This is a genomic window from Mesorhizobium sp. M3A.F.Ca.ET.175.01.1.1, from assembly GCF_004791945.1.
Classification (GTDB): domain Bacteria; phylum Pseudomonadota; class Alphaproteobacteria; order Rhizobiales; family Rhizobiaceae; genus Mesorhizobium.
Genome location: NZ_SRTP01000006.1, coordinates 311,637 through 332,493, shown reverse-complemented (window position 1 = coordinate 332,493; position 20,857 = coordinate 311,637). Strand labels below are relative to the sequence as shown.

21 protein-coding genes are annotated in these 20,857 nt (G+C 63.8%); 10 read left to right on the top strand and 11 right to left on the bottom strand.

What is annotated here, in order from left to right; genetic code table 11:
• Positions 1-48 precede the first annotated feature (48 nt).
• From EN818_RS17335 to EN818_RS17320, 4 genes are read left to right on the top strand one after another with little or no spacing between them, the layout of a single operon-like run.
• The gene (locus EN818_RS17335) at positions 49-804 is read left to right on the top strand and encodes a molybdopterin-synthase adenylyltransferase MoeB (RefSeq protein WP_095806534.1); all 756 of its coding nucleotides are present in this window, start codon (positions 49-51) and stop codon (positions 802-804) included.
• A 4-nt stretch (positions 805-808) separates the two neighbouring features.
• On the top strand, positions 809-1,297 hold the full coding sequence (locus EN818_RS17330) for a GNAT family N-acetyltransferase (RefSeq protein ID WP_095806535.1): 489 nt from the start codon (positions 809-811) through the stop codon (positions 1,295-1,297).
• A 5-nt stretch (positions 1,298-1,302) separates the two neighbouring features.
• Complete coding sequence (locus EN818_RS17325; protein ID WP_095806536.1) at positions 1,303-2,547, top strand: aconitase X catalytic domain-containing protein; 1,245 nt, start codon at positions 1,303-1,305, stop codon at positions 2,545-2,547.
• Entirely contained in the window at positions 2,544-2,957 is a 414-nt protein-coding gene (locus EN818_RS17320; RefSeq protein ID WP_095806537.1) for a DUF126 domain-containing protein, read from the top strand. The genes EN818_RS17325 and EN818_RS17320 overlap by 4 nt, the downstream gene beginning before the upstream one ends.
• A gap of 9 nt (positions 2,958-2,966) precedes the next feature.
• On the opposite strand, the gene EN818_RS17315 is transcribed toward EN818_RS17320, so the two are convergent.
• Positions 2,967-3,968 (bottom strand): D-glycerate dehydrogenase, encoded by a 1,002-nt coding sequence (locus tag EN818_RS17315; RefSeq protein WP_095806538.1) that lies wholly within the window; start codon positions 3,966-3,968, stop codon positions 2,967-2,969.
• Between the two features lie 168 nt (positions 3,969-4,136).
• On the opposite strand from EN818_RS17315, the gene EN818_RS17310 reads away from it, so the two are divergent.
• On the top strand, positions 4,137-4,694 hold the full coding sequence (locus EN818_RS17310) for an SH3 domain-containing protein (RefSeq protein ID WP_095806778.1): 558 nt from the start codon (positions 4,137-4,139) through the stop codon (positions 4,692-4,694).
• 46 nt (positions 4,695-4,740) lie between these two features.
• Here EN818_RS17310 and EN818_RS17305 read toward each other — a convergent pair whose 3' ends face one another.
• On the bottom strand, positions 4,741-5,100 hold the full coding sequence (locus EN818_RS17305; protein WP_095806539.1) for a DUF4260 domain-containing protein: 360 nt from the start codon (positions 5,098-5,100) through the stop codon (positions 4,741-4,743).
• A 10-nt stretch (positions 5,101-5,110) separates the two neighbouring features.
• On the bottom strand, positions 5,111-5,542 hold the full coding sequence (irrA, locus tag EN818_RS17300) for an iron response transcriptional regulator IrrA (RefSeq protein WP_095806540.1): 432 nt from the start codon (positions 5,540-5,542) through the stop codon (positions 5,111-5,113).
• Positions 5,543-5,784: 242 nt separating this feature from the next.
• Between irrA and fabA the strand changes: the two genes are divergently transcribed.
• The 4 genes from fabA to EN818_RS17280 all read left to right on the top strand — a co-directional run bounded on the left by fabA (position 5,785) and on the right by EN818_RS17280 (position 10,139).
• A complete protein-coding gene (gene fabA / locus EN818_RS17295; RefSeq protein ID WP_095806541.1) occupies positions 5,785-6,300 on the top strand; it encodes a 3-hydroxyacyl-[acyl-carrier-protein] dehydratase FabA in 516 nt (171 codons plus the stop codon).
• Positions 6,301-6,425: 125 nt separating this feature from the next.
• Complete coding sequence (fabB, locus tag EN818_RS17290; protein ID WP_095806542.1) at positions 6,426-7,646, top strand: beta-ketoacyl-ACP synthase I; 1,221 nt, start codon at positions 6,426-6,428, stop codon at positions 7,644-7,646.
• 29 nt (positions 7,647-7,675) lie between these two features.
• Positions 7,676-8,476 carry an enoyl-ACP reductase FabI gene (gene fabI, locus EN818_RS17285; RefSeq protein ID WP_095806543.1) on the top strand — a complete coding sequence of 267 codons (801 nt, stop codon included), beginning with the start codon at positions 7,676-7,678 and terminating at the stop codon, positions 8,474-8,476.
• A 112-nt stretch (positions 8,477-8,588) separates the two neighbouring features.
• On the top strand, positions 8,589-10,139 hold the full coding sequence (locus EN818_RS17280; protein ID WP_095806544.1) for a bifunctional diguanylate cyclase/phosphodiesterase: 1,551 nt from the start codon (positions 8,589-8,591) through the stop codon (positions 10,137-10,139).
• Between the two features lie 87 nt (positions 10,140-10,226).
• Here the strand turns inward: EN818_RS17280 and EN818_RS17275 are convergent, their stop codons facing one another.
• The 6 genes from EN818_RS17275 to rbfA all read right to left on the bottom strand — a co-directional run bounded on the left by EN818_RS17275 (position 10,227) and on the right by rbfA (position 16,983).
• Positions 10,227-11,249, bottom strand: a complete 1,023-nt coding sequence (locus tag EN818_RS17275) for a class I SAM-dependent methyltransferase (protein ID WP_095806545.1) — start codon at positions 11,247-11,249, stop codon at positions 10,227-10,229.
• 137 nt (positions 11,250-11,386) lie between these two features.
• A complete protein-coding gene (gene pnp, locus EN818_RS17270; RefSeq protein WP_095806546.1) occupies positions 11,387-13,534 on the bottom strand; it encodes a polyribonucleotide nucleotidyltransferase in 2,148 nt (715 codons plus the stop codon).
• 383 nt (positions 13,535-13,917) lie between these two features.
• Complete coding sequence (gene rpsO, locus EN818_RS17265) at positions 13,918-14,229, bottom strand: 30S ribosomal protein S15 (RefSeq protein ID WP_280952446.1); 312 nt, start codon at positions 14,227-14,229, stop codon at positions 13,918-13,920.
• A gap of 152 nt (positions 14,230-14,381) precedes the next feature.
• A complete protein-coding gene (gene corA, locus EN818_RS17260; RefSeq protein ID WP_095806549.1) occupies positions 14,382-15,476 on the bottom strand; it encodes a magnesium/cobalt transporter CorA in 1,095 nt (364 codons plus the stop codon).
• Between the two features lie 118 nt (positions 15,477-15,594).
• Entirely contained in the window at positions 15,595-16,563 is a 969-nt protein-coding gene (gene truB / locus EN818_RS17255; RefSeq protein WP_095806550.1) for a tRNA pseudouridine(55) synthase TruB, read from the bottom strand.
• Positions 16,564-16,983 (bottom strand): 30S ribosome-binding factor RbfA, encoded by a 420-nt coding sequence (gene rbfA, locus EN818_RS17250; protein ID WP_095806551.1) that lies wholly within the window; start codon positions 16,981-16,983, stop codon positions 16,564-16,566.
• Between the two features lie 151 nt (positions 16,984-17,134).
• Here rbfA and EN818_RS17245 point away from each other — a divergent pair, with 151 nt between their 5' ends.
• Entirely contained in the window at positions 17,135-17,512 is a 378-nt protein-coding gene (locus EN818_RS17245) for a hypothetical protein (protein ID WP_129553502.1), read from the top strand.
• 124 nt (positions 17,513-17,636) lie between these two features.
• On the opposite strand, the gene infB is transcribed toward EN818_RS17245, so the two are convergent.
• Together infB and EN818_RS17235 are read right to left on the bottom strand one after the other, a co-directional pair.
• The gene (gene infB, locus EN818_RS17240; protein ID WP_135904821.1) at positions 17,637-20,207 is read right to left on the bottom strand and encodes a translation initiation factor IF-2; all 2,571 of its coding nucleotides are present in this window, start codon (positions 20,205-20,207) and stop codon (positions 17,637-17,639) included.
• Positions 20,204-20,854 carry an RNA-binding protein gene (locus EN818_RS17235; RefSeq protein ID WP_095806554.1) on the bottom strand — a complete coding sequence of 217 codons (651 nt, stop codon included), beginning with the start codon at positions 20,852-20,854 and terminating at the stop codon, positions 20,204-20,206. Before EN818_RS17235 ends, infB begins: the two co-directional genes overlap by 4 nt.
• Positions 20,855-20,857: the final 3 nt, after the last annotated feature.

Below are 20,857 nucleotides of genomic sequence, written 5' to 3'. Positions count from 1 at the left end.
AAGGCTGCGCCTTGCCCGTGTATTTTCCCGTCCCTATAAGGTCACGCCATGACAGCTGCGGCCCTCACCGACGAAGAACTGGAACGCTACGCTCGCCACATCGTGCTGCCCGAGATTGGTGGCGCGGGCCAGCAGAAGCTGAAACGTGCGCGCGTGCTGGTCATCGGCGCCGGCGGGCTGGGCGCGCCGGTGCTTGAATATCTTGCCGCTGCCGGCGTCGGCACTCTCGGCATCGTCGATGACGACACGGTCTCGCTGTCCAACCTGCAGCGGCAGGTGATCCATGGCAGCGACACGATCGGCATGGCCAAGACCGACAGCGCCGCGGCGATGATCATGCGCGTCAACCCCAATGTCGCGGTGGAATTGCATCGGCTCAGACTGACCGAGCAAAACGCCCCTGCCCTCGTCGCCCGCTATGATCTTGTCGTCGATGGTTCGGACAATTTCGAAACGCGCTATGCGCTGGCCGACGCATGCGCCCTGGAAGGCAAGCCCCTGGTCACCGCCGCAGTCGGCCGTTTCGACGGATCGGTGACTGTGCTGAAGCCTTACGAGACGGGTGCCGACGGCAAGCGCAATCCAAGCTATCGCGACCTGTTCCCTGAAGCGCCGCCCGAAGGTGTGGTGCCGTCCTGCGCCGTCGCCGGCATTATCGGAGCGCTGACAGGGGTTATCGGCACGCTGCAGGCGATGGAAGCGATCAAGCTGATTGCCGGCATCGGGGAACCGCTCGTCGGCCGGCTTCTGCTCTATGACGGGCTCACTGCCCGCTTCGAAACCATCCGCTACAAGTCGAGCTGAGCAGATGGACCAGCCGGCCGCAGCCGTCGTCACCGAGCTTCCGCCCGACTTCGACCGATGGGACGAGCTTCTGGCGCTGATCCTACGCGCCTTCGCCTATATGGAGGGCATCATCGACCCACCTTCCTCGGCGCATCTGCTGACGCCCGAAAACCTCAAGCACAAGGCACAACAGGAAACGGGATTCCTGGCGATCGAAAACGGCCGGATCGTCGGCTGCGTCTTCGCGCTGGAGCGGGCGGAGGACTTTTACGTCGGCAAACTTGCGGTCGAGCCGGAGCATCAGGGGCAAGGTCTGGGAGCCCGCCTGATGCAGGCCGTGGAGGATCTTGCCCATCGGCGCGGCAAGCACGGCATCGAGTTGCAGACCCGCATCGAACTGACTGCAAACCAGGCGAGCTTCGCACGGATGGGCTTTCGCGAGACCGGCCGGACAGCACATGCGGGCTATCACCGGCCAACCTCGATCACCATGCGCAAGGTGGTGTCTTGAGCCTGATGCTTAACCCCGAAGAACAGGCCATCGCCGCCGGCCATGACGGCGGGGCGATGGCGATGCGCATCGTTGCCGAGACCGCCCGCCTGCTCGGTGCGCCGAAGCTGATTCCGATCGCTTCGGCGCATATCGACGGCGCGCTCTATCATGGCGATTCCGGCACGCTGTTCGCGGAACGACTGGTCGAGGGCGGCGCCAAGGTGGCGGTGCGTTCGACGCTCAACGTCGGGGCACTCGATCTGATGGGCTGCTCGCGCATCCGCCTGGAAGAACCGCAGCGCGACATGGCGCGGCGCATGATGGAGGCTTACCGCAAGCTCGGCTGCGAGCAGAGCTGGACCTGCGCCCCCTACCAGGCGGGGCACCGGCCGGCGCTGGGCAGCGACGTCGCCTGGGGCGAGTCCAACGCCGTGGTGTTCTGCAATTCGGTGCTTGGCGCGCGCACCAACCGCTATGGCGATTTCCTGGATATCGCCTGCGCCATCGTCGGCCGCGCGCCAGATTATGGGTTACACCGCACCGAGAACCGGTGGGCGCAGCTGGTGTTCGACGTGTCGGCCATCTCGCCTTCCTTCCTCGCATCCGAGATCGCCTGGCCGGTGCTGGGCAGCCTTTACGGCCGCGAGGTCGGCGACGCGATCGGCGTCGTCACCGGTGTGGCCACCCATCCCGGTGAGGATGCGCTGAAGGCGTTCGGTGCGGCCGCGGCGTCATCCGGCGCAGTCGGCCTTTTCCACATCGCCGGCGTAACGCCGGAGGCACCCGACGCTGAAACGATTCTTGGCGGCAGTCAGCCGGAGACGGTGATCCACGTCACGTCCCGGATGACAGCGAGCGCCCAGGCAGGCTTGTCGACGGCCGCGAAGGCGCGAGCCATCGACGCTGTAGCGATCGGCAGTCCGCATCTGTCGCAGGCGGAGTTCGACATGCTCGAGCGGCTCATCGCCGGAAGGCGGCTCGCCGTGCCGATCTACGCCTGCACCGGCCGACATGTCCTTGCCTTGCTGGAACGGAACGGCCAGCGCAGGTCGCTCGAAGCAAGCGGCGTGATCATCGTCGCCGACACCTGCGTGGTGGTGACGCCGATCATGCCCGACCTTGCCGGCGGCGTGTTGATGACCAATTCGGGCAAGTTCGCGCACTATGCGCCCGGCAACACCGGCTATGCGGTCCTCTACGCTTCTCTCGCCGACTGTGTCGAAAGCGCGATCACCGGCAAGCCGGTATTCACGGAAATCGCCGCATGACGACGGCAGCCGAAATCCTGGTTGCGGGCAAGTCCGGCGAAGGCGAAGCGCTGGTGCTGACGGCGCCGATCAGTTTCTGGGGCGGCGTCGACCCGAAGACCGGCCGCATAGCCGATGTCCGCCATCCGCAACATGGCGAGACCATCTCCGGGCGTGTGCTCTTCCTGCCCGGGACTATCGGCTCGTCGTCGGCTTCGGCAGTCCTGCTGGAACTCGTCCATGGCGGTCATGCACCGGCGGCGCTGGTGCTCCACGAACCGGATGCCATCCTGCTTCTCGGCCTGATCGTCGCCCGCGAAATGGGTTTGGAAACACCAATGGCGGTACGGCTCCAGCGCAGCGCGTTCGAAGCCTATCGCGGAAGCACCGTCAAAGTCTCCGACGACGGCGCCGTTACCCTCGCCGCCTGACAACGTCCCTCAGGTCCTGAGCGGCAACACGCGGTCCGGCGGGCGGTGGCCATCGAAGAAAGCGCGGATGTTGATGATCACCTTCTCGCCCATATCGATGCGGCCTTCGAGCGTTGCCGAGCCCATATGCGGCAGCAGCACGACCTTGCCCTTCGCGGCGAGCTTCAGAAGCTTGCTGTTCAGCGCCGGCTCGTGCTCGTAGACGTCGAGCCCGGCGCCAGCGATCTTGCCGTCATGGATCAGCTTTATCAGCGATTCTTCGTCGATGATGTCGCCGCGCGCGGTGTTGACGATGTAGGCCGAGGGCTGCATCAGCGCCAGGCGCCGCGCCGACAGCAGGTGGAAGGTCGCCGGCGTCGACGGGCAGTTGACCGAGATGATGTCCATGCGGGCCAGCATCTGGTCGAGGCTCTCCCAATAGGTCGCCTCCAACTCGTCCTCGACGGCAGGCAGCACGCGGTGGCGATTGTGATAATGGATGGAAAGGCCAAACGCCTTGGCGCGCCTGGCAACCGCCGTGCCGATGCGGCCCATGCCGACGATGCCGAGCCGCTTGCCCCAGATACGCCGGCCGAGCATCCAGGTCGGCGACCAGCCGGCCCAATTCTTGTCGCCGGTAAGCACATTGGCGCCCTCGGTGAGCCGCCGCGGCACAGCCAGCATCAGCGCCATGGTCATGTCGGCGGTGTCCTCGGTCAGCACGTTCGGCGTGTTGGTGACGGTGATCCCTTTCTTGGCCGCCGCGTCCACGTCGATCTTGTCGACGCCGTTGCCGAAATTGGCGATCAGCTTCAGGTTCTCGCCGGCCTGGGCAATCAGCGCGGCGTCGATATGGTCGGTGATGGTCGGGACGAGCACATCGGCTTCCTTGACGGCCGCCACCAGCTCCGGCTGGGTCATCGGCCGGTCCTCGACATTGAGGCGCGCATCGAACAGCTCGCGCATGCGGGTTTCGACCGGGTCGGGCAGCTTGCGCGTGATGACGACGAGGGGCCGTTTTTTGCCTGCCATTGTATTCCCGAAGCTTCCTCGAACCGATCTCGTTGAGACCTCTTTAACCAAGACAGGCGAAACTTGAAGCCAATCACGGTCTCCGCCCACTCCTGTAACAAGCGGTGCCGCCGAAGACAAAGAAAAATGGGCGCTTACCCCGCCGGGCGGGCGCCGAAAGGAACGAAAGTGTCTGGTTTCGCGTCGCTTCGCCTGGCTTTCAGCGCAGCCGCCCTCGGCGGCTTGCTTTGCGTTTTGCAGGCATCGGCGCAAAGCGCGGCCGCGCCCGCACAGACCGTGACGCTGGGCCCCAGTGGCCTGCCGCTGCCGCGCTTCGTCAGCCTCAAATCCGGCCGCGTCAACTCGCGCGTCGGCCCCGGCGCCAATTACTCGGTGGACTGGATGTACATGAAGGCCGGGCTGCCGATGGAAGTCATCCAGGAATTCGATACCTGGCGGCGCGTGCGCGATGCCGACGGCTCGGAAGGCTGGATCAACCAGTCGCTGCTCTCCGGCCGCCGCACAGCGATCGTCGCGCCCTGGCAGCGAAGCAAGGGCGGCCGAATCAATCTGCTCGAGAGTGCCGACAAGGACGCCGGCGTGACCGCCATTCTCGAGCCGGGGGTGATGGGCTCGATCAAGAAATGCGACGGCCAGTGGTGCGAAATGACCTTCGATGGCCATACCGGCTGGATCGCCCAGTCGCAGGTCTGGGGCGCCTATCCGGGCGAAAAGGTCAAGAACTGAACCTTCTCATCTGGACCATGATCTTGTCCGAAAACCGGTTCCCACTTTAGCGGCCAATGCGGCCGAGATGCGTATCCTGAAAACCGGTGGGAAGCTTCAGGCCGTAGCCGAGGGCGCGGTCGATGGCGATGTGGGCGATCCAGATTAGCGCCACGGCGGTGGTGATCGGACCGGCGAGCAGGACGCCGGCGAGCCCCAGGACAAGCGGGGCAATCAGGATGTGCAGGGCGTTGTAGGTGACGGCGCCGACACGCGGCCCGGCGAGATAGCCCAGCATCGACAGATCCGGTGCCAGGATGAGCAGGGCGAACAGCCACCATGACACAGCGGTCATTTTGTAGAAGATGATGGCCACCACGGCCGCGACGACCCATTCAAACCGGACCGTCAGATCGAGGGGCCTCATGCCAGGCGGATCAGTCGCGGCGCTTGGGGCGCAGCCTCACCACGATATCGACATTGGCGATTTCCATGCCTTCCGGAGGCTCCGGCAGGTTGGAGACGCAGACCGGGCCACTGGCGATATCGAAGATCCTGTTCTCGCCCTCGACATAGAAATGGTGATGGTCGGAGGTGTTGGTGTCGAAATAGGTCTTCGACCCTTCGACAGCAAGGATGCGCAGCAGGCCGGCCTGGGTGAACTGATGCAGCGCATTGTAGACGGTTGCCAGCGAGACGGGCACGCCGGCGGCGATCGCCTCCTCGTGCAGTTCTTCGGCCGACAGATGGCGGTCGCCCTTGGCGAAAAGCAGGTCGGCCAACGCGATGCGCTGGCGTGTCGGCCTCAGGCCGGCTTCGCGAACCCGCTTGTCCACAGCGACATTTTCCTTCCGGCAGCCCAAATCCATCTATGCGTCGAAGCTTGTGGCCCAGCCCTCTAACAGGTCCAGAATGGCAAAAAGACGTCAAAGCCAAAACTGGACAGCACTCGACATATATTCTGTCGCCCAAATGCGATCAATAGCGCGCATTGACCCGGGCAGGCGCACGGGGTAAGCGCAAACGCCGGTTTCCGGCCGCAAACAGAGTGTGTTAGGAAACCAACGACAAGGGCGCCCTGCCGCCCGAACGAACACGGGGACGGAGATTTATGGCGGCTCAAAAGTCCAGCTATGACTATGAGGAACTGCTTGCCTGCGCCCGCGGCGAACTGTTCGGGCCGGGCAATGCGCAACTGCCCTACCCGCCGATGCTGATGTTCGACCGCATCACCGAGATTCGCGAGACCGGCGGCGCTTTCGACAAGGGCTTCATCCGCGCCGAATTCGACATCAAGCCGGACCTGTGGTTCTTCGCCTGCCATTTCATCGGCAATCCGATCATGCCGGGCTGCCTCGGCCTCGACGCCATGTGGCAGTTGACCGGCTTCTATCTCGGCTGGCTTGGTGAGCCGGGCAAGGGGATGGCACTTTCGACCGGCGAGGTGAAATTCAAGGGCATGGTGACGCCCTCGGTCAAGAAGGTCGAATACGGCATCGATTTCAAGCGCGTGATGCGCGGTCGCCTGGTGCTCGGAATCGCCGATGGCTGGCTCAAGGCGGATGGCGAACCCATATACGCGGCAACGGATCTGAAGGTCGGCCTGTCCAAGCAGTCGGCCGCCTGATCGCCTCGCCGCGGCGGCCGGCGCGTCCTGCGACGCGCAAAGGTCGCTGCGACAATGTATTTTGCGTGTGATCGAAGGCGGATACCGACCAGGTTTTTCGCCAAATACGCCGGAAGGAGTTGCGAATGAGACGGGTCGTAGTGACAGGCCTCGGCATTGTGTCGTCGATCGGCAACAACGCCAATGAGGTGCAGGCCTCGCTTTACGATGCCAAGTCGGGCATCAGCTTCTCCAACTCCTTCGCCGAGCATGGTTTTCGCTGCCAGGTCTGGGGCGCGCCGACGCTCGACCCATCGGCCATGATCGACCGCCGCGCCATGCGCTTCCTCAGCCAGGGTGCTGCCTGGAACCACGTCGCCATGGACCAGGCGATCGCCGACGCCGGGCTCGGCGAAAGCGACATCACCAACGAGCGCACCGGCATCGTCATGGGTTCGGGCGGGCCATCGACCAGGACCATCGTCGAAGCGGCCGAGACCACGCTCAAGAACGGCAGCCCGAAGCGCATCGGCCCGTTCGCGGTGCCGAAGGCGATGTCTTCGACCGCTTCGGCCACTTTGGCCACCTGGTTCAAGATCCACGGAGTCAACTACTCGATCTCGTCCGCCTGCTCGACTTCGGCGCATTGCATCGGCAACGCCTATGAGCTGATCCAGTGGGGCAAGCAGGACATGATGTTCGCCGGCGGCCACGAAGACCTCGACTGGACGATGTCGGATCTGTTCGACGCCATGGGCGCGATGTCGTCGAAATTCAACGACAGGGCATCGACCGCTTCGCGCGCCTATGACGTCAACCGCGACGGCTTCGTCATCGCCGGCGGCGCGGGCGTGCTGGTGCTGGAGGAACTGGAGCACGCCAGGGCGCGCGGCGCCAAGATCTATGCCGAGGTCGTCGGCTACGGGGCGACCTCCGACGGCTACGACATGGTGGCGCCGTCCGGTGAAGGCGCCGTCCGCTGCATGCGCCAAGCACTCTCCACGATCTCGACGCCGGTCGACTACATCAACACCCATGGCACCTCGACGCCGGTCGGCGATTCCAAGGAAATGGGCGCCATCCGCGAGGTGTTCGGCGACAAGATGCCCTTCATCACCTCGACCAAGTCGCTCACCGGCCATTCGCTGGGCGCGGCGGGCGTCCAGGAATCGATCTATTCGATCCTGATGATGCAGGGCGGCTTCATCGGCGAGAGCGCCCATATCGAGGAACTCGATCCGGAATTCGAGGGCATGCCGATCGTGCGCAAACGCATCGACAACGCCAAGATCGACACCGTTTTGTCCAATTCCTTCGGCTTCGGTGGCACCAACGCAACGCTGATTTTCCAGCGCTATTCCGCATAAGGCCAGCGTTTTTAAAAGGATTGCCGGGCATGGACGGGCTGATGAAGGGCAAGCGCGGGCTTGTCATGGGTGTTGCCAACGATCATTCGATCGCATGGGGGATCGCCAAGAAACTGTCCGAGCACGGGGCGGAGCTTGCCTTCACCTATCAGGGCGACGCGTTCGGGCGACGGGTGAAGCCGCTTGCCGAGAAGGTCGGCGCCTCGCTGGTCGTACCCTGCGACGTCGAGGACAGCGCCTCGGTCGCCGCGACCTTCGAAACGCTGGGCGATGCCTGGGGCGGGCTGGATTTCGTCGTCCACGCCATCGGCTTCTCCGACAAGAACGAGCTCAAGGGCCTCTACGCCGACACCAGCCGCGACAATTTCGTGCGCACCATGGTGATCTCCTGCTATTCCTTCACCGAGGTCGCGCGCAACGCCGCCGCGCTGATGACCAACGGCGGCTCCATGATCACGCTGACCTATGCAGGATCGGTACGCGTCATGCCAAACTACAACGTCATGGGCGTCGCCAAGGCCGGCTTGGAGGCAAGCGTGCGCTACCTCGCCAACGACTACGGTCCGCGCGGCATCCGGGTGAACGGCATCTCCGCGGGGCCGGTCAGGACGCTCGCCGGCTCCGGCGTCTCCGACGCGCGGCACATGTTCTCCTATCAACAGCGCAATTCGCCGCTGCGGCGCACCGTGACCATCGACGAAGTCGGTGGCTCCGCGCTCTACCTGCTTTCCGATCTGTCTTCGGGGGTCACCGGCGAGATCCACTATGTCGATTCCGGCTACCATATTGTTTCCATGCCGACGCTCGACGAACTGAAGCAGAACGACTGAACCAAGGAATCGTCCGCCGCGGCGAACAAGAGCTTCCGGTAAAATTGGAGGCATCGGCGGAAACTCATTTTAAGGGATATCCGCTAGAAGATCCCGCAACCAGGGATCCTGCATGTCTGCAGTCAGCAATCCGAAACGGACACCGCTGTTCCGGCTGATCACCATCGCCAGTTCCGCCATGGGCAGTTTTATGCTTGGGCTTTGGGGGCTGCGGTTCGGTTTTGGCGATGGCATGGCCGGCATGCAGGCGGGAACGATGGCGGGCATCATCGCCGCGCTCTGTGCGCTGGCCGCGGGCGGCGCCGCGCTCTCCTTCTTCGCCGGCGTCGATGAATCGGCCGAATACGTCTTCAAGGAAACGCATTTCGACAAGCTGACCGGTCTTTTGTCGCGCCCCGCCCTGGTCGGCAAGGTCGCCGCCGCCGCGGTCGAGACCATCGAGACCGCCGAACCGGTCTACCTGATCGATATCGACATCGACCGCTTCAAGCAGATCAATGATGCCATCGGCTACAGCCATGGCGACGGGCTGATCCGCGCCTTCACCAAGAGGCTGAAGGAGGCTATGCCGGAAAGCGCCGTGATCGGACGGCTCGGCGCCGGCGAATTCGCCGTGCTGCTGCCGGACCGCGAGATCAAGGGATCGCTGGAACGGTTCGTCGAAAAGCTCATCAACGAAATGATGGAGCCTTACCACCTCGACACCCATCTGCAGTCCGTCAGCATCTCGGTCGGCATCGTGGCGATGCCGAAGGACGGCGTCGACCCGGTGCTCATCCTGCGCCGCTCGAACCTGGCGCTGCAGAATGCACGCGCAAGCGGCGTCGGCAACTGGTCGGTCTTCGAGGCCGACATGGGGCGGGTTGCCGATCACCGGCAATGGATCGAATCCGAACTGAAACTCGCCTTCGACCGCGGCGACTTCGATCTCCATTACCAGCCGCAGCTCGACCTGCCGAGCGGCCGTATCGTCGGCTACGAAGCCCTGATCCGCTGGAAGCATCCGCAACGCGGCATGATCCCGCCGATGGAATTCATTCCGATCGCTGAAGAAACCGGCATGATCAATCCGATCGGCAAATGGGTGCTGCGCAAAGCCTGCAGCGATGCCCAGTATCTGCCCGAGGAGTGCTTCGTGGCCGTCAACATCTCACCTGTCCAGTTCATGACCAAGGACTTCGTCGGCATCGTGCGCGATACGATGGCGTCGACCGGCATGAAGCCGTCGCGGCTGGAGCTCGAAGTCACCGAAACGGCGATGATGCAGGATCGCGACCGTGCCGCAGTCATCCTGCAGCAGCTCGCCGACATGGGCATCTCGGTGGCCGTCGACGATTTCGGCACCGGCTATTCCAACCTGAGCTACCTGATCGATTTTTCGTTCGGCAAGCTCAAGATCGACCGCTCCTTCGTCAGCCGCATCGACACCGACTCCAACTCGGGAGCCGTAGTCTCGACCATCGTCGGGCTTTCGCGGGCGCTTGGCGTCGGCATCATCGCCGAAGGCGTCGAGACCGAAAACCAGGCGACGCTGCTGAGAGCCGCCGGCTGCGAGGTGGTGCAGGGCTACCTGTTCGGCCGGCCGGCGCCGCTCAAGGTCGAGTTCGGCAAGGCGCGCGTCGCCCATGGCACGACGCCGCCGCGCATCGTCAGCCTGCACTGAGCCGGTCACTTTCTTCCTGGAATTTGCTTTTGTGATCCAAGCATTTCCGGACGGAAAACCGCTGCGTACTTTTCCTGAAATTGCTTTTTAGCGCCGCGCCGAAAACACCTTGAACATGCCGTCGCGGGCAAGCTCGGCATGGCTGGAAAAGGCGGCAGCCAGCACCGGCTCGTAAGGCAGCTGGCGATTGGCGACCATGCATAGCCGGCCGCCCGGCTTCAGCGCCTTGGCCGCAGCCCGGATCATGCCGGCGCCGATGTCGGGCTCGGCCGCCCGACCGCTGTGGAAGGGCGGATTCATGACGATGGCGTCATAGCGACGCTCGACCACTTCCTTGAGCAGATCGGTCCAGATGAAGCGCGGTTCGACGGCATCTCGAATATCGAGCTTGGGCACGTTGAGCCTGGCCGCCTCCAAGGCTTCGAAGTCCGCTTCGTAGAGGTCGAGACCGGAGAGGCCGGACGAGCGGATCAGAATCTCCGACGCCAGATAGCCCCAGCCGGCACAGAAATCGGCGACATTGCCACCAAGATCCTTCGGCAGGTTCGCGGCCAGCAGTCTCGAGCCGGCATCGACGCGATCGAAAGAGAACATGCCCGGTGCGGTGTGGTAGCGCCCCTCGACAAGCAGGCCGGTGTTGGCGGCGCGCAGCGCTGCGGCGGCCTGCGCGCCGGCCTGGTGGAACCAGAAGGCGACGCCATGGTGCTTGGGCAGATGGCCTTCGAGCGGCACCAGCTTGGTGATCCGCTTGCGCAGGCTGTCGATACCGTCCTCCTTGCTGCCGGCGACCAGGATCAGGCCACCCGGCGCGACCCGATCGATGGCTTCGGCGATGCGCAGTTCGTTCTGGCCGCGATGGCGGCCCGCCAGAACAAGCGCCATGTCATAGCCGGAGCCCTGCGCCCGCGGCGTGATGGTGTAGCCGGAGGCCTGCAGCGCGCGGAAATGCGTCCGGAAGCCTTGCACCAGACTGAGCTTCACATCGAAGCCTTCGGGCAGGGGAAAACTGGGCTCGGCGCCCAGAAACAGAATCTCGGCGCCTGTGTTCGGCAGCGGGAGCGCCTCGGCCTCGAAGGGATGGAACAGCGTCTTCAGCGGCTCCGCGGCCATGGTTCTCCCCTGCGTGTCAAACGACAACGGGCGCGACCTTGCGGCGCGCCCGTCTCGATCTATCTGAAGCGTTTCGTCTGATGCATGTCGTCATCCCAAAACCGCTACGCACTTTTGGGCGACATGCCTAAGGCCGATCAGGCGGCGTCTTCCTCGCCTTCCGGCTTCTTCTCGCGCACGATTTCCTTGCCGGTCGCCTGGTCGACGACCTTCATCGACAGGCGGACCTTGCCGCGCTCGTCAAAGCCCATCAGCTTGACCCACACCTTGTCGCCTTCCTTGACGACGTCGGAGGTCTTGGCGACGCGCTCATTGGCGAGCTGCGAGATGTGGACGAGACCGTCACGCGGGCCGAAGAAGTTGACGAAGGCGCCGAAGTCGGCGGTCTTGACCACCGTGCCTTCGTAGATCTCGCCGACTTCCGGCTCGGCGACGATGGTGTGGATCCACTTCTTCGCCGCCTCGATCTCCTTGGCGTTGGCCGAGGCGATCTTGACCGTGCCGTCATCCTCGATGTTGATCTTGGCGCCGGTCTTCTCGACGATCTCGCGGATCACCTTGCCGCCGGAGCCGATGACGTCGCGGATCTTGTCGGTCGGGATGTGCATGACCTCGATGCGCGGCGCGAACTCGCCGAGCTCGGCGCGCGCGCCGGAGATCGCATGCGCCATCTCGCCCAGGATGTGCAGACGGCCGTCCTTGGCCTGGCCGAGCGCGATCTTCATGATCTCCTCGGTGATGCCGTCGATCTTGATGTCCATCTGCAGCGAGGTGACGCCATTGGCGGTGCCGGCGACCTTGAAATCCATGTCGCCGAGGTGGTCCTCGTCGCCGAGGATGTCGGAGAGCACCGCGAAGCGCTCGCCTTCCTTGATCAGGCCCATGGCGATGCCGGCCACCGGCTTCGCGATCGGTACGCCGGCATCCATCAGCGCCAGCGAGGTGCCGCAGACGGTGGCCATCGAGGACGAACCGTTGGACTCGGTGATCTCCGAGACGACACGCAGCGTGTAGGGGAACTGGTCGGCGGAAGGCAGCATCGGCCGGATCGCGCGCCAGGCGAGCTTGCCGTGGCCGATCTCGCGGCGGCCCGGCGAGCCCATGCGGCCGGTCTCACCGACCGAGTAGGGCGGGAAGTTGTAGTGAAGGAGGAACTTCTCCTTGTACATGCCGGTCAGCGAATCGACGAACTGCTCGTCCTCGCCGGTGCCGAGCGTGGCAACGACCAGGGCCTGCGTCTCGCCGCGGGTGAACAGTGCCGAACCGTGGGTGCGCGGCAGGACGCCGACTTCGGACACGATCTTGCGAACGGTCTTCAGGTCGCGGCCGTCGATGCGCGAGCCGGTATCGAGGATGTTCCAGCGCACGACCTTGGCCTGGAGCTCCTTGAACACCGTGCCGATCTGCTCGGAGGTGTACTTCGCCTCCTCGCCTTCGGCCGGAGCGAACGCAGCCTTGACCTTCGCCTTGACGGCGTCGACCGCGGCATAGCGCGACTGCTTGTCGGTGATCTTATAGGCTTCGCGAAGCTCGTCGCCGACGATCTTGAGCATCTCGCCCTCGAGCGCGGAATAGTCCGGCGCGGTGAAGTCGCGCGGATCCTTGGCTGCGACCTCGGCCAGCTTGATGATCGCATCGATCACCGGCTGGAAGCTCTTGTGGCCGAACATGACGGCGCCGAGCATCAGGTCTTCGGAGAGCTCCTTGGCTTCGGATTCGACCATCAGGACGGCATCGCTGGTGCCGGCAACGACGAGGTCGAGCTTCGATTCCTCCATCTCGTCGATATGCGGGTTGAGCACATATTCGCCGTTGATGTAGCCGACGCGGGCGCCGCCGATCGGGCCCATGAAGGGCACGCCGGACAGCGTCAGAGCAGCCGAGGTGGCAACGATCGAAAGGATGTCCGGGTCGTTCTCCAGGTCATGCTGAATGACGGTGACGACGATCTGGGTGTCGTTCTTGTAGCCTTCGGCGAAGAGCGGACGGATCGGGCGGTCGATCAGGCGGGAAACCAGCGTTTCCTTCTCGCTCGGACGGCCCTCGCGCTTGAAATAGCCGCCCGGGATCTTGCCGGCGGCATAGGTCTTTTCCTGGTAGTTGACAGTAAGCGGGAAGAAATCGAGGCCGGGCTTCGGCTCCTTCATGGAAACGACGGTGGCAAGCACGACGGTCTCGCCGTAGGTGGCGAGCACCGCGCCGTCAGCCTGGCGCGCGATCTTGCCGGTTTCCAGGATGAGCGGACGGCCGCCCCACTCGATTTCGACTTTGTGGTGATTGAACATATCTTGTCCTTCATATGCGGAAGGGCCGCGCCGTCTCACGGCTCGCGGTTCTCCCTTCCTGGCTTCCTTCGGGCAGCCACGGGCAAGACAACGGGAAGCTCGAAAAGATACGGCTGACAAAGCCGAGCGAGCATCCTGCAATCCTGCCCCATGACCGTCCACGGGCGGTTCCGAATGACCCTCTGCGCTTTCGGAACCGGGTCTGGCCGACCGGTCGGCCGGCCCTGCGCGTGACGCCGAAAATCCTGTCTTCGGAACGCGTCGCGCGCGATTTGCGAACTCCGGAGCGCATCGCGCTCCATTGCCAGCATGGAACACCGGACCAGCCGATGCGCCAATGCGCGACCGGCGGGCCCTCCGAGGAGAGCCCGCCGGTCAATTCGTCAGCGACGCAGACCGAGCTTCTCGATCAGCGACTGATAGCGCGCGTCGTCCTTGCGCTTGAGGTAATCAAGCAGGCTGCGGCGCTGGGAAACGAGAGCGAGAAGGCCACGGCGGGAATGGTTGTCCTTCTTGTGGTCCTTGAAGTGCTCGGTCAGGTTCTTGATGCGCTCGGAAAGAATGGCCACCTGGACTTCCGGAGAGCCGGTGTCGCCCTTGGCGGTTGCGAATTCAGTCATCAATTCTTTCTTGCGCTCGGCAGTAACCGACATCGTGTTTTTCCTTATCTGTTCGAGGAAACGGGACGCCCTCAGCCGGGATGTCGTCCAGCAGGGGCCGGTGCAAGCAACGCGTCAGGGCGCGAAGCTGCGGCGCATATAGTGCAATTCCCCGGAAAACACCAGCCCTATTCACAAGCCGGCTTTGTCGCAGATCCCTGCCGTCGAATAAGCGGTTTTGCCTTGCACTACAGCCACTTCTTCCATTTGAAGAAGGCAACCAGCGCGACGGCGACCAGTCCCATGAACAGCAGCGCCGCCGGATAGCCGTAATAGGCCTTCAGCTCCGGCATGTTCCATGGCGAGGTGTCGGGATCGAAGTTCATGCCCCAGACGCCGACCAGGAACGTCAGCGGCATGAAGATCACCGAGACGATCGTCAGATAGGAAATGACGTCGTTGGTGCGCGCCTGGGTCAGCGACAGGTGCATCTCGATCAGGCCGGTCAGCATGTCGCGCTGGTTCTCGACCAATTCGATGAGCCGCAGCGAATGGTCGAGCGTATCGTTGAGGAAGACCTTGGTCTCGGCCTTCACATAAGGCACGTCGTTGCGGATCAACGTGGCCAGCGCATCGCGCATCGGCCACAGCACGCCTTTGAGCACGTTGGCATCACGCCGCAACTCATGCAACTGCCGCATCTGATGCTTGTGCGTCGTGTTGAGCATCTGATCCTCGATGCCGTCGACCTGTTCGCTTGCCGCCTCGATGGGCGGAAAATAGCTGTCGACGATGGCGTCGATCAGCGCGTAGGCGAGATAGTCGGCGCCGCGCGCGCGCAGCCGGTTCGGCTCGGAGCTCGCGACGCGCTTGCGGACCGGATCGAACGGATCGCCTTCGCGTTCCTGGAAGGTGACGACGAAATTGGCGCCGAAGAACACCGCGATCTGCTCGTAGCGGTGGGCGGTGACGTCGTCGATCATGCGCATGGCGACGAAGGCGTGGTCCTCGAAGAAGTCGACCTTCGGACGCTGGCCGGTGCTGACGACATCCTCCAGCGCCAGCGGATGCAGGTTGAAGATCCGGCCGATCTCCTCGATCAGCGCAATGTTTGCCAGCCCCGTGCAGTCCAGCCAGACGATCGGCCACCGGTCGCAATGAGTGCTGAGATCGTCGAGGCTGGCGTTTTCGATGGTCTTGAATTTTTCGGGCGAGATCAGCGTCAGCCTGAGCTCGCTGCGCCGCGCGGCCGGATCGGCGATCAGAGTGCCAGGCGAGGCGCCGACCGGCGGCCGTCGCATCCTCAGCGACGCTCTTTTCCTTGCCGTGTCAGTCTTTGCCATATGCCCTCGACACCGTTCGCCCCAAGATCAGCCGCGCGGTCACACTAACCGATCGCCTTGCCGGCCGGAATCGGGATTGCGAGAGGATCATGCACGGATTCAAGGCCTTAGCCGAGACTTACCCGACAAAGACACGCTTCGGCTTGAACATGCCCTGCTCGATGGCGCCGATGGCGACGAGCTTGCCGCGCGCGGTGGCGCAGGCCTCGTCGGCCTCGACGGGCGCATCGCGGCCGCGGATGATGACGGGATTGCCGAGGCGGATCTTGGTCGCCGCATCGTCGCTGACGGCGACCTGCGGCAGGCAGTCGAGGGCCGCGGCCGTCTCGACCAGCAGCGCATCTATGGCGCCGAAGTCGGCAGGGGCCTCGTCCGCGCTTTCATCTCTCGCGCTTTCATCGGTTTGGCCGCCGAAGCGCGCCGCTTCCAGTTCGGCGACGGTGACGAAATCATCCGCCGTAAACGGCTCGACCTCGACGCGCCTTAGCTCGGCGATGTGGCCGAAACAGCCGAGGTCGCGGCCCATGTCGCGCGCCAGCGACCGCACATAGGTGCCCTTGCCGCATTCGACCTCGAAGACGCTGCGATCGCCGGTGTGCTCGATAAGCTCGAGACGTCCGATCTCGATCTCGCGGGCAGGAATGTCGACCGTCTCGCCTTCGCGGGCGAGATCATAGGCGCGTTCGCCGGCGATCTTGATGGCCGAGAATTGCGGCGGCGTCTGCATGATCACGCCGGTGTATTTGGGCAGCAGCACCCTCACCTCCGCCTCAGCCGGCCGATTGTCCGAGCTGTTCGTCACTGGTCCTTCGAGATCGTCGGTCGAGCGCTCTTCGCCCCAGGCGACGGTGAAGCGGTAGACCTTGGCCCCGTCCTGCACGTAAGGCACGGTCTTGGTGGCCTCGCCAAGCGCGATCGGCAGCATGCCGGAGGCGAGCGGGTCGAGCGTGCCGGCATGGCCGGCCTTCTCCGCCTGGAACAGCCATTTGATCTTCGAGACCGCCTCGGTCGAGCCCATGCCGACCGGCTTGTCCAGCACCACCCAGCCCGATACCGGCCGACCTTTCTTCTTGCCGCGACGCGCCACCTATTCCTCGTCCTTGTTGTTGTTCTTATTCCGGTCGTCGAGATCGCGCGCGACTTCGGGCGATTTCAACAATTCGTTGATCTTGGCGAAATTGTCGAACGAGGTGTCGAGCCGGAAGCGGAACTCCGGCATGTACTTCATCTGCCTGAGCGCGCCGGAGACGCGGCCGCGGATGAATTTCGCATGCCTGTTGAGCGCTCCAACCACCGCATCGGTGTCCACGACTCCAAGCGGCGAGACGAAAGCGGTGGCAATCTTCAGATCCGGCGACATGCGAACCTCGGAGACCGAGACGACGGCGTTCTCGATCACCGGATCGACGATCTCGCCCCGCTGCAGGGTTTCGGACAGCGCATGGCGCACCTGCTCGCCGACGCGCAGCATGCGCTGGGAGGGGCCAGCCGTGGATTGTCTTGACATGGAACTCTTCCTTCGCGGGTTCGAACCGCCTGAGCCGCTCACTTAGCGCTGTTGCTCTAGCTTGGCTACCCCCGCCAAAATACCTGCGCCTGATCAGTGCAATATGCGTGGAACGGACTGATCCATCTCGTCAACGAACTGGCTCGACTTCATGACGGATACGATCTTTTCGTACTCGGTCTCCATGGTGGTTGCTGACCCCAAGGCGCTGATCGGGATAAACCATCCACCTTCTTTGGTGGCAAATCCGATCCCGAATTCAGTCAGCGTAATTTTTTCGACCGACTTCCAACCGAGATTCACCGCCGAGTCTGCTACACATTTCGAGACGCCGGACGAACGTACCCGGATCAAGGTGGATTCGGGCTCAAAATTGGGGACCTTTTCCTTTTTTGCGAAGACAAGGCTGAGATTTCAAAGGACGCCGGTGGTGATGATCATCCCCACCACACCGAGCACACCCGCCAAAGCGCCTGAGCTGTCGACGAAATTCGTGGCAAGAACGAGAGATATGCCGACGAGAAGGTAGCAACCCAGTCTACCCAAGGCGCCAGAGCGATGCTCTTCATTTGCCTTGAATAGGCGGCCGAAAAATCGGCAGGAGAAAGAACAAAGCGATACTCGAGACTTTGTTCTTCCTCCATATGCCGATGCTACAGCGTTCTGGTTACCATCTCGATGCGGAAGCACTCGATGGTGTCACCGACGCGCATGTCCTCGTAGTTCTGGAAGGCCATGCCGCACTCCTGGCCGCCCGGCACTTCCGAAACCTCGTCCTTGAAGCGCTTGAGCGTCTTCAGCGTGCCTTCGTGAATGACGACGTTGTCGCGGATCAGGCGCACGCCTGCGCCACGCTCGACCTTGCCTTCGGTGACGCGGCAGCCGGCAATCTTGCCGACCTTCGAGATATCGAAGATCTCGAGGATCTCGGCATTGCCGATGAAGGTCTCGCGCCGCTCGGGCGAGAGCATGCCGGAAAGGGCCGCCTTCACGTCGTCGACGAGGTTGTAGATGATCGAGTAGTAGCGGATCTCGATGCCTGCGGCGGCGGCGGCGTTGCGCGCCTGCGCATTGGCGCGGACGTTGAAGCCGATGATCGCCGCGCCCGATGTCTCGGCCAGCGAGACGTCGCTTTCGGTGATGCCGCCGGCGCCCGAATGGACGATGCGCGCACGCACCTCGTCATTGCCGAGCTTTTCGAGCGCGGCGTTGATCGCCTCGATCGAGCCCTGCACGTCGCCCTTGATGACCAGCGGGAATTCCTTGAGCCCGCTCGTCTGCAACTGCGACATCATCTGCTCGAGCGAGCCGCGCTGGCCGGCATGCTTGGCCACCGCCTTCTCGCGCGCCAGCCGCTGACGGTACTCGGTGATCTCGCGCGCCCGCGCCTCGTTGTTGACGACGGCGAAGCGATCGCCGGCCTGCGGCGTGCCCTGGAGGCCCAGCACCTCGACCGGCATTGCCGGCGGTGCCTCCGGCACATGCTCGCCGCGATCGTTGACGAGAGCGCGCACGCGGCCCCACTCGTTGCCGGCGACGAGGATGTCGCCCGGCATCAGGGTGCCGGTCTGCACCAGCACCGTGGCAACCGGGCCGCGGCCCTTGTCGAGCTTGGCCTCGATGACCGCGCCTTCGGCGGTGCGGTCGGGGTTGGCCTTGAGGTCGAGGATTTCGGCCTGCAGCAGGATCGCCTCGAGCAGCTTGTCGATGTTGGTGCCCTTGGTCGCGGAGACCTCGACGTCCAGAACCTCGCCGCCCATCGATTCGACGAAGACTTCGTGGCGCAGAAGCTCGGCCCGCACCTTTTGCGGATCGGCGTCGCGCTTGTCGATCTTGTTGATCGCCACGATGATCGGCACGCCGGCCGCCTTGGCGTGACTGATCGATTCGATCGTCTGCGGCATGACGCTGTCGTCGGCCGCCACCACCAGCACGGCAATGTCGGTGACCTGGGCGCCACGGGCGCGCATCGCCGTGAAGGCGGCGTGGCCGGGCGTGTCGATGAAGGTGATCTTCTGGCCGTTCTTCTCGACCTGGTAGGCGCCGATGTGCTGGGTGATGCCGCCGGCCTCGCCGGAGACGACGTTGGCGTTGCGGATAGCGTCGAGCAGCGAGGTCTTGCCATGATCGACATGGCCCATGATCGTCACGACGGGCGGACGCGACACCAGATCTTCCGCACGGTCGGCGATGTTGAACAGGCCTTCCTCGATGTCGGACTCGGCGACGCGGCGGACGGTATGACCAAATTCGGAGGCGACCAGTTCGGCCGTGTCGGCGTCGATGACGTCGCCCGGCTTCAAAATCTGGCCCTGCTTCATGAAGAACTTGACCACGTCGACGGCGCGCTCGGACATGCGCTGCGCCAGTTCCTGAATGGTGATAGTTTCGGGCAGGATCACTTCACGCATGACTTTCTCGCGCGGCTCGTTGTGCATCGCGCGTTTGAACTTCTCCTGGCGGCGGCGCATCGACGACAGCGAACGGCCACGCGCGTCGTCGTCGGAAAGCGCCGAATTCAGCGTCAGCTTGCCGCGGCGGCGGTCTTCCTCACCCTTGGTGGGCTTGGCCGGCCGCGCCACTTCGGGCGTGGCAAGGCGGCGGGCAGGCGCACCAGCGCCACCCCCACCTGCACCGACACGCCTCGGCTTGACCTCCTCGTCGTCGTCGGCCGTGGCGGCGTCGGCTGCCAACGGCGCACGGCGGCGCGCCTCCTCCTCGGCACGGCGGCGGGATTCGGCTTCAGCCTGCAGGCGTGCCTCCTCCTCAGCCTGACGGCGCGCGGAGTCCTCGCGCTCGCGTTTGCGGCGTTCTTCTTCCTCGGCGCGGCGCTTGGCCTCTTCCTGAGCACGCTGCCGGTCCTCGATCTCGCGGGCCTTGGAGCCTTCGAGCGCCCTGCGGCGGGCTTCCATCTCGCCGCGCGACAATTCGTTCAGCACCATGCCGGAGCGTTCCGGGGCGGGCGGCGCTTTCGGCGCTTCCTGCACCACGGGCGCAGCCTGCGCTGAGGGCTTCGGCGTGAAGACGGACGGCGCCACCGGCTCCGGCTTATCGCCGGGCAGCGAGAACTTGCGCTTCTTGGTCTCGACCACGACCGACTTGGTGCGGCCGTGCGAGAAATTCTGGCGCACGGTGCCCTGCTCGATGCCAGGACGCTTCAGCGTCAAGGTCTTCTTCGGCGTAACGCTCAACGTCTTGTCGTCGCCCGATTTCGTATCGCTCATTCCATATCCTCTGCGGCATCATCTTCGTCAGCAACGGCCGCAAGCATTGCCAGATCGTCCGGGGTACCGCCCCGATACCGGTCGAGCGCGACCATGCGCTTCTCAACCGCCTTTCCCGCATCCTGCGCGAGGACGGCAGCATGTATCACATTTGTACCCCCCAATGCCAAGCTCAACTCGGCCTCGGAGAAAAGTTTGTAGGCAAGGATGGCGGGACCGCCGAGATGGACGGTTGCCCGCCGTGCCTGACTGATCTTGCGGACGCCGTCGTCCGAGGCCTCGATCGCATGCAGCACGAAGAGCGCCTCTCCGTCGCGCACCGCGGCTTCGACCTTGGCCGCGCCAAGAACGACCGAACCGGCCTTGCGAGCAAGGCCCAGCATGCCCAGAGCGGATCTGGAGAGCAGTCCGTCGACCATGCCGCCGAGATCGGCGGGAACGGTGACCTGCGCCCTGAAGGCGCGGGCAAACAGGTTCTTGGCCGCTGCCTTGTCAATATGTAGGCGATCAGCGGTGACCCAGCAACCACGGCCGGGCAGATTTCTCTTGATGTCCGGAACGACGGCCGAATCCGGGCCGACGACGAAGCGGATCAGTTCATCCGCTTCGGCCTGCCTGCGCGTAACGATGCAGGTGCGATCGTTCATCTC

Bases quoted from the DNA above. Each gene is read 5' to 3' on its own strand.
- fabI (WP_095806543.1), top strand. From the start codon at position 7,676: ATGGACGGGCTGATGAAGGGCAAGCGCGGGCTTGTCATGGGTGTTGCC.
- EN818_RS17335 (WP_095806534.1), top strand. From the start codon at position 49: ATGACAGCTGCGGCCCTCACCGACGAAGAACTGGAACGCTACGCTCGC.
- irrA (WP_095806540.1), bottom strand. From the start codon at position 5,542: ATGGATTTGGGCTGCCGGAAGGAAAATGTCGCTGTGGACAAGCGGGTT.
- rbfA (WP_095806551.1), bottom strand. From the start codon at position 16,983: ATGTCAAGACAATCCACGGCTGGCCCCTCCCAGCGCATGCTGCGCGTC.
- EN818_RS17305 (WP_095806539.1), bottom strand. From the start codon at position 5,100: ATGAGGCCCCTCGATCTGACGGTCCGGTTTGAATGGGTCGTCGCGGCC.
- EN818_RS17320 (WP_095806537.1), top strand. From the start codon at position 2,544: ATGACGACGGCAGCCGAAATCCTGGTTGCGGGCAAGTCCGGCGAAGGC.
- infB (WP_135904821.1), bottom strand. From the start codon at position 20,207: ATGAGCGATACGAAATCGGGCGACGACAAGACGTTGAGCGTTACGCCG.
- EN818_RS17325 (WP_095806536.1), top strand. From the start codon at position 1,303: ATGCTTAACCCCGAAGAACAGGCCATCGCCGCCGGCCATGACGGCGGG.
- EN818_RS17235 (WP_095806554.1), bottom strand. From the start codon at position 20,854: ATGAACGATCGCACCTGCATCGTTACGCGCAGGCAGGCCGAAGCGGAT.
- pnp (WP_095806546.1), bottom strand. From the start codon at position 13,534: ATGTTCAATCACCACAAAGTCGAAATCGAGTGGGGCGGCCGTCCGCTC.
- EN818_RS17315 (WP_095806538.1), bottom strand. From the start codon at position 3,968: ATGGCAGGCAAAAAACGGCCCCTCGTCGTCATCACGCGCAAGCTGCCC.
- fabB (WP_095806542.1), top strand. From the start codon at position 6,426: ATGAGACGGGTCGTAGTGACAGGCCTCGGCATTGTGTCGTCGATCGGC.
- fabA (WP_095806541.1), top strand. From the start codon at position 5,785: ATGGCGGCTCAAAAGTCCAGCTATGACTATGAGGAACTGCTTGCCTGC.
- EN818_RS17275 (WP_095806545.1), bottom strand. From the start codon at position 11,249: ATGGCCGCGGAGCCGCTGAAGACGCTGTTCCATCCCTTCGAGGCCGAG.
- EN818_RS17280 (WP_095806544.1), top strand. From the start codon at position 8,589: ATGTCTGCAGTCAGCAATCCGAAACGGACACCGCTGTTCCGGCTGATC.
- EN818_RS17330 (WP_095806535.1), top strand. From the start codon at position 809: ATGGACCAGCCGGCCGCAGCCGTCGTCACCGAGCTTCCGCCCGACTTC.
- corA (WP_095806549.1), bottom strand. From the start codon at position 15,476: ATGGCAAAGACTGACACGGCAAGGAAAAGAGCGTCGCTGAGGATGCGA.
- EN818_RS17245 (WP_129553502.1), top strand. From the start codon at position 17,135: ATGACGGATACGATCTTTTCGTACTCGGTCTCCATGGTGGTTGCTGAC.